Source organism: Streptomyces sp. NPDC050842, from assembly GCF_044456565.1.
Lineage (GTDB): Bacteria > Actinomycetota > Actinomycetes > Streptomycetales > Streptomycetaceae > Streptomyces.
Genome location: NZ_JBITGA010000007.1, coordinates 552,928 through 559,354 on the forward strand (window position 1 = coordinate 552,928; position 6,427 = coordinate 559,354).

The window sequence follows — 6,427 nt, forward strand, 5'->3', positions numbered from 1 at the left end:
CTGTGGGACGGGTGGGGACGGGTGCGGAACATGAAGGAAACGGTGCGCTGGGGAATCCTGGCGACGGGCGGCATCGCGGAGCGCTTCACGGCGGACCTGCTGACGCTCGAAGGCGCCGAGGTCGTGGCGGTGGCGTCCCGTACGGAGGCGTCCGCGAAGGCCTTCGCGGACCGGTTCGGGATCCCGCGGGCGTACGGCGAGTGGGCGGGGCTCTTCGCCGACGAGGACGTCGACGTCGTGTACGTGGCGACGCCGCACCACGCGCACCGGGAGGCGGCCGGCCGCGCCCTGGAGGCGGGAAAGGCGGTGCTCTGCGAGAAGGCTCTCACGCTCAACGCCCGCGAGGCGGAGGAATTGGTCACCGTCGCGCGGGACCGCGGCCTCTTCTTGATGGAGGCCATGTGGATGTACTGCAACCCGCTGGTCCTGCGGCTCGCGGAGCTCGTGCGGGACGGGGCGATCGGCGAGGTCCGGACCGTCCAGGCGGACTTCGGGCTCGCGGGCCCCTTCGCCGCCGACCACCGGCTGCGGGACCCGGCGGTGGGCGGCGGGGCGCTGCTCGACCTGGGGGTGTACCCGGTGTCGTTCGCGCAGCTGCTGCTCGGCGAGCCGGACACCGTCCAGGCGCACGCGCTGATCTCGCCGGAGGGCGTCGACCTGAACACGGGGATGCTGCTGGGCTGGGACTCGGGCGCCTCGGCGCTGCTGTCCTGCTCGCTGGTCGCGGACACCCCGCTGACGGCGTCCGTGACGGGCACGCTCGGCCGGATCGACGTGCCGCGCGGCTTCTTCTTCCCCGAGCGGTTCACGCTGCACCGGAACGGCCGGGAGCCGGAGGAGTTCGTGTCGACGGACGACCCGCACTCGTTCCGGCACGAGGCCTCCGAGGTGATGCGCTGCCTGCGGGCGGGCGCGACGGAGTCGCCGCTCGTGCCGCTGGAGGGTTCGCTCGCGGTGATGCGGACGCTCGACGCCGTACGGGAGCGCGTCGGCGTCCGCTATCCCTCCGAGGTGGTGGCTACGCGGGTGTGAGGCCCGGGTTGCCCGCCTCCGTCACGTAGGAGGCGGCGGTGGTGACGGGGGCGCCCGGGGTCGTGACGTACGGGACCGTACGGAAGTCGGCGCGGGCGCCGCCCTCGTCGAGCGCCACCGTCACATAGCCGCGCCGCCCGTTGTAGAACCTCATGTGCGGGTTGGCCTGGGTGAGCTTGTCGTAGTTGGCCGGGCGGTCGGCGCCGTCCTTGCCGCTGCTGATCGAGGTGGCGACGATCTCGGTGCCGAGGGTCCGGGAGCCCGGGTCGCGGAAGTCGGCCTTGATGTCGAGGCCGTAGCCGACGTGGACGTCGCCGGTGAGCACCATGAGGTTCTCGACGCCGGCGGCCTCCGCCCCCGCGAGGATCCGCTGCCGGGAGGCCGGGTAGCCGTCCCAGGAGTCCATGGAGACCTTGAAGTCGGCGGTGGGGCGGTCGCGGCGCTCGGCGAACACGACCTGCTGCGGCAGGACGTTCCAGCGGGTGCGGGCGGAGTGCCAGCCGTCGAGCAGCCACCGCTCCTGCGCGGCGCCGGTCATCGTGCGGGCCGGGTTCTCGGACTCGGGGCCCGGGACCTGCCAGCCGTCCCCGTACGCCTGGTCCGAGCGGTACTGGCGGGTGTCGAGGATGTCGAACTGCGCGAGGCGCCCGAACCGCAGCCGCCGGTAGAGCCGCATGTCCGGGCCCTCCGGCTGCTGGGGGCGGCGCAGCGGCTGGTGCTCCCAGTACGCGCGGTAGGCGGCGGCGCGGCGGAGCAGGAACTCCTCCGGCGGGACGCCGTTCTCGGGGGTGCCGCCCGCGTAGTTGTTCTCGGTCTCGTGGTCGTCCCAGGTGACGACGAAGGGGTGCGCGGCGTGCGCGGCGCGCAGGTCGGGGTCCGACTTGTAGAGGCCGTAGCGCAGCCGGTAGTCCTCCAGGGTGATCGTCTCGCGGTTGAAGACGGCCGGGAGGGTGCGGTCGGTGTAGGCGCGGGCGCCGCCGGTGGCGTTGACGGCGTACTCGTACAGGTAGTCGCCGAGGTGGAAGACGACGTCCACGTCCTCCTGCGCGAGGTGGCGGTAGGGCGTGAAGTACCCGTCGTGGTAGGCCTGGCAGGAGACGGCGGCGATCTTCAGTCCGGAGTTCCGGGCGACGGGCGACGGGGCGGTGCGGGTGCGGCCGACGGGGCTGATCCAGTCGCCGACGCGGAAGCGGTAGAAGAAGACGCGGTCGGGGTCGAGGTGGTCGACCCCGACGTGGACGGTGTGGCTGAACTCCGGGTGCGCGGTGGCCCGGCCGCGCCGGACGGTGCGGGTGAAGCGCTCGTCGCGGGCGATCTCCCAGTGGACGGAGACGCGGGACGCGGGCAGGCCGCCGCCGGGCTCGAAGGGGCGGGGCGCGAGCCGGGTCCAGAGCAGGACGGAGCCGGGCAGCGGGTCGCCGGATGCCACCCCCAGGGTGAACGGGTCCTCGGTGACGCGCCGGCCGTCGAGCTCGGCGGCGGCCGCCGCGCCGGCGGCGGGCAGCTGGGTGGCGAAGGCGAGCGCGGCGGCGGCCCCGGTGACGGTGAGGAACCGGCGGCGGCCGAAGTGACCTGCGGCGGCGCGGAGTTCCTCGGAATGGCCCTCTGTGCGGCCCTGTGCGTGATCCATGTGCCCCTCCCCGGACGGATGTTGCGCTTCCGCCATTCGAGGAGGACAGGACGACGCCGCGTTGTCGGGTACAGAACATCCACGTGTCGGACGGATGAGTTCATGGGGCACGCGTCTCGCGTACGCTGCGCGCCCATGAGCATCGCAGTGGTGACGGGAGCGGGATCGGGCATCGGCCGGAGCGTGGCGCTGGCCCTCGCGGAGGCCGGCTGGTCGGTGGCCCTGGCCGGCCGCAGGGCCACGGCCCTGGAGGAGACGGCCGCGGCCCTCCCGGCCGGCGACTTCCTGACGGTCCCGACGGACGTGACCTCGGCGGAGGAGGTCGCGGCGCTCTTCGCGGCCGTACGGGACCGGTACGGGCGGGTCGACCTGCTCTTCAACAACGCCGGTACGTTCGCGGGCGGCGGCGTCCCCGTCGAGGACCTGGCCCCGGAGACCTGGCGCGCGGTCGTCGACGTCAACCTGACGGGCGCGTTCCTGTGCGCTCAGGCGGCCTTCCGGACCATGAAGGAGCAGGACCCGCAGGGCGGCCGGATCATCAACAACGGCTCGATCTCCGCGCACGTGCCGCGCCCGCACTCGATCGCGTACACGGCGACGAAGCACGCCATGACGGGCCTGACGAAGTCGCTGTCGCTCGACGGGCGCCCGTACCGGATCGCCTGCGGCCAGCTCGACATCGGCAACGCGGCCACCGAGATGACGGCCCGCATGCAGACCGGCATCCTCCAGGCCAACGGGGAGCTGGCCGCGGAGCCGGTGATGGACGCGGCGGACGTGGCGACGACGGTGGTGCACATGGCGGCGCTGCCGCTGGAGGCGAACGTCCAGTTCGCGACGGTGATGGCCACGGCGATGCCGTACATCGGCCGAGGCTAGGCGGTGTCCGGCCGGCCCCGGCCGATGGCCGGGTGGGGAGTTACGCCTGGCCGGTCTCGAAGCGGGAGATCTTCCCTCCCTCGACGGTGAACTGCCACTTGGTCCGCATCTCGCCCCAGGTGTCGTTGCGGTAGGTGGCGACGAGCACCCGCCCGTCGTCCGCCTCGGACTCGACGCCCATGTGCCCGCGGGAGGAGAAGACCTCCCGGTCGAGCCACTCGCGGAGATCGCGGTCGGAGCCGTCGTCGGACATGGTCGCGTCGGGGGTCAGGAGCCCGTGGAGGGCCTGCTCGTCGTTGGCGTTGAGAGCCGTGACGAAGGCACGCACGGTGGGGTCGGTGAGGTGGCTCGCGGGGATCGTCATGCCCCTACCCGTACACCCGACGACCCGCCCGCCCCGAGGACCACGGCCGTGCCGCGGGCCGTGTGTCGCTCGGACGCACCTGCGTGTTCACTGGCCCGCGCCACGTCCGGCCGGGCAGGATCGGGACAACTGCCGCACTCAGCACAGGAGGCTCGATGTCGGACATCTTCAAGGTCGTCAAGCTGTACGCGAAGGAGGCCCCGGTCGGCGTCCTGGACGGACACCTGGTGGGCCTGCTCGTCGAGCGGCAGCAGGCCGCCGAGTGGGCCGTCAGCCCGGCGGGCGGCGGGTTCCGGTTCACCGTGAAGGGCACGGAGGACACCGTCGTCGCCGAGGGAAGCGAGCGGGCACCGGTCGCCGTCCGGCCCGACGACTCCCCCGCCTCCGTCTGGCGCCTCCAGCACGTCACCGAGGACGGTGTCACCACGGTCACCCGCCTCGACGAGGTCCGGGACGGGGTCTACGCCATCGACCAGAACGGCTTCGCGCTCGGCCGCGACCTCTTCGAGGACCGCTCGCTGCTCCCCAAGCGCGTGTTCGCCCGGACGGACGACCGCGACCCCCAGTGGAGGATCGAGGTCCTCGCCTGAGGCGAGTTCACCCGCCGTGTCGTTCCTGGGCGGCCATGACCTCGTCGCCGTGCTCGAAGGCCCAGGCCCCGAACGCCTCGATCGGGTCGAGCAACGACCGCCCCAGAGCGGTGAGTTCGTACTCGACCCGGGGCGGCGCCTCGGCGTAGGCCTTCCGTTCCACCAGCCCGTTGAACTCCAGCCGCCGCAGCGTCTCGGTCAAGACCTTCGGGCTGATGCCGCCGATGCGCTCGCGCAGTTGGCCGGGGCGCCTGGGACCGTCCCGCAGGACCCAGATCAGCACGGCGTTCCACGTGTGGGAGAGAAGGTCGAAGGCGAGGCGGGCACGGCAGTCGGCGAGATAGGCGTCGGTCGTCACGTACCGAATGGTGCCTGACGGGCTTCCTAGTGTCGTCCCGAAAGCCGTTGGGGCCGACACGAGGGGAACAGATCGTTGAAGATCGGTGTGCTGGGAACGGGGAACATGGCGGACGCACTGGCCACGCACTGGGCGCGGGCCGGGCACGAGGTGCTGGTCGGAGGCCGGGACGAGCGGAAGGCCCGGCGGCTCGCGACCCGCATCGGGGGCGGGGCGGGGCACGGGACCCTGCGGGCGGCGGCCGGCTTCGGCGAGGTCGTGCTGGCCGCGCTGCCGTACGCGGCGGGCGCGGAGGTCGTCGGGGAGCTCCGGGCGCCGCTGACCGGGAAGGCCCTGCTCGACTGCGCCAATCCGGTCGGGCCCGGTTTCCGCCTGCTGACGGAGGGCGGCCCCTCGGCGGCGCGCCGACTGGCCTCGGCGGCACCCGGCGCACACGTCGTCAAGGCGTTCAACCTCTGCCACGAGGACGTGTGGCGGATGACCCCGCCGGTCTTCGACGGCCGCCCCCTGGCGGTTCCGGTCTGCGGGGACGACGAGACGGCACTCGCGCGGGTGCACGAGCTGGTGCGGGACACGGGCTGCGAGCCGGTGCCCGGGGGCGGCCTCGACCGGGCCGGACTGCTGGAGGCGACCGCCGCGCTGTTCATCGGCCTGTGGGTGGCGGAACAGGCGGACGTCCAGGCGATCGCGCCGCCGCTGGCCTACGCGTCCGGTCCGCGTGCCGGGAGCGCGTGAGGGAGGTACGGCGGGCCCCGCGCTCTCCGACGGAGAGGCGGGGCCACCGTCCGCGGTTCCTAGAACGCGTCGGTGGGGACGTACGTGCCCCACACCTCGCGTAGGGCGTTGCAGACCTCGCCGACCGTCGCGCGCGCCTTGAGGGCGTCCTTCATCGGGTAGAGGACGTTGTCCGTGCCCTCCGCCGCCTTCTTCAGCTCGACGAGGGCGACGTCGACGGCCGCCTGGTCGCGCTCGGCGCGCAACGTCGCGAGGCGCGCCGCCTGTTCCTCCTCGATGACCGGGTCGACGCGGAGGGGCTCGTAGGGCTCCTCGACGTCGATCGTGTAGCGGTTGACGCCGACGACGACCCGCTCGCCACTGTCCGTCTCCTGCGCGATCCGATAGGCCGAGCGCTCGATCTCGCCCTTCTGGAAACCGCGCTCGATCGCCGCGACCGCACCGCCCATGTCCTCGACCTTGGCCATCAGCTCCAGCGCCGCGGCCTCCACGTCGTCCGTCATCTTCTCGACCACGTACGAACCCGCGAACGGGTCCACCGTCGCCGTCACGTCCGTCTCGTACGCGAGGACCTGCTGCGTACGCAGAGCCAGACGGGCCGACTTGTCCGTCGGGAGCGCGATCGCCTCGTCGAAGGAGTTCGTGTGCAGGGACTGCGTGCCGCCGAGGACCGCCGCCAGGCCCTGGATCGCCACCCGGACCAGGTTCACCTCCGGCTGCTGGGCCGTGAGGGCCACTCCCGCCGTCTGGGTGTGGAAGCGGAGCATCAGCGACTTGGGGTTCTTCGCACCGAACTCCTCCTTCATCACCCGCGCCCAGATCCGACGCGCCGCACGGAA

Annotated in this window: 8 protein-coding genes; 4 read left to right on the top strand and 4 right to left on the bottom strand. The window is 72.8% G+C overall.

Translation table 11 applies throughout. From position 1 onward, the window contains the following. Positions 1-30: 30 nt before the first annotated feature. Entirely contained in the window at positions 31-1,032 is a 1,002-nt protein-coding gene (locus ACIBG6_RS26175; RefSeq protein ID WP_399225012.1) for a Gfo/Idh/MocA family protein, read from the top strand. Here the strand turns inward: ACIBG6_RS26175 and ACIBG6_RS26180 are convergent. Next, a complete protein-coding gene (locus ACIBG6_RS26180) occupies positions 1,019-2,662 on the bottom strand; it encodes an alkaline phosphatase D family protein (protein ID WP_399225013.1) in 1,644 nt (547 codons plus the stop codon). The genes ACIBG6_RS26175 and ACIBG6_RS26180 overlap by 14 nt on opposite strands. Before the next feature lie 102 nt (positions 2,663-2,764). On the opposite strand from ACIBG6_RS26180, the gene ACIBG6_RS26185 reads away from it, so the two are divergent. Beyond that, on the top strand, positions 2,765-3,541 hold the full coding sequence (locus ACIBG6_RS26185; protein WP_399225014.1) for an SDR family oxidoreductase: 777 nt from the start codon (positions 2,765-2,767) through the stop codon (positions 3,539-3,541). A gap of 40 nt (positions 3,542-3,581) precedes the next feature. On the opposite strand, the gene ACIBG6_RS26190 is transcribed toward ACIBG6_RS26185, so the two are convergent. Then, complete coding sequence (locus ACIBG6_RS26190) at positions 3,582-3,905, bottom strand: nuclear transport factor 2 family protein (protein WP_399225015.1); 324 nt, start codon at positions 3,903-3,905, stop codon at positions 3,582-3,584. Between the two features lie 155 nt (positions 3,906-4,060). Here ACIBG6_RS26190 and ACIBG6_RS26195 point away from each other — a divergent pair, with 155 nt between their 5' ends. Next, positions 4,061-4,495 (top strand): hypothetical protein, encoded by a 435-nt coding sequence (locus tag ACIBG6_RS26195; protein WP_399225016.1) that lies wholly within the window; start codon positions 4,061-4,063, stop codon positions 4,493-4,495. Positions 4,496-4,502: 7 nt separating this feature from the next. On the opposite strand, the gene ACIBG6_RS26200 is transcribed toward ACIBG6_RS26195, so the two are convergent. After that, positions 4,503-4,853, bottom strand: coding sequence for a winged helix-turn-helix transcriptional regulator (locus tag ACIBG6_RS26200; RefSeq protein WP_399225017.1), 351 nt, complete (start codon positions 4,851-4,853; stop codon positions 4,503-4,505). A gap of 75 nt (positions 4,854-4,928) precedes the next feature. Here ACIBG6_RS26200 and ACIBG6_RS26205 point away from each other — a divergent pair, with 75 nt between their 5' ends. After that, positions 4,929-5,588 carry an NADPH-dependent F420 reductase gene (locus tag ACIBG6_RS26205; RefSeq protein ID WP_399225018.1) on the top strand — a complete coding sequence of 220 codons (660 nt, stop codon included), beginning with the start codon at positions 4,929-4,931 and terminating at the stop codon, positions 5,586-5,588. Positions 5,589-5,647: 59 nt separating this feature from the next. Here the strand turns inward: ACIBG6_RS26205 and ACIBG6_RS26210 are convergent. Then, a partial coding sequence (locus ACIBG6_RS26210) for a methylmalonyl-CoA mutase family protein (RefSeq protein ID WP_399225020.1) occupies positions 5,648-6,427 on the bottom strand: 780 nt, incomplete at its 5' end.

Bases quoted from the DNA above. Each gene is read 5' to 3' on its own strand.
- ACIBG6_RS26175 (WP_399225012.1), top strand. From the start codon at position 31: ATGAAGGAAACGGTGCGCTGGGGAATCCTGGCGACGGGCGGCATCGCG.
- ACIBG6_RS26180 (WP_399225013.1), bottom strand. From the start codon at position 2,662: ATGGATCACGCACAGGGCCGCACAGAGGGCCATTCCGAGGAACTCCGC.
- ACIBG6_RS26185 (WP_399225014.1), top strand. From the start codon at position 2,765: ATGGGGCACGCGTCTCGCGTACGCTGCGCGCCCATGAGCATCGCAGTG.
- ACIBG6_RS26190 (WP_399225015.1), bottom strand. From the start codon at position 3,905: ATGACGATCCCCGCGAGCCACCTCACCGACCCCACCGTGCGTGCCTTC.
- ACIBG6_RS26195 (WP_399225016.1), top strand. From the start codon at position 4,061: ATGTCGGACATCTTCAAGGTCGTCAAGCTGTACGCGAAGGAGGCCCCG.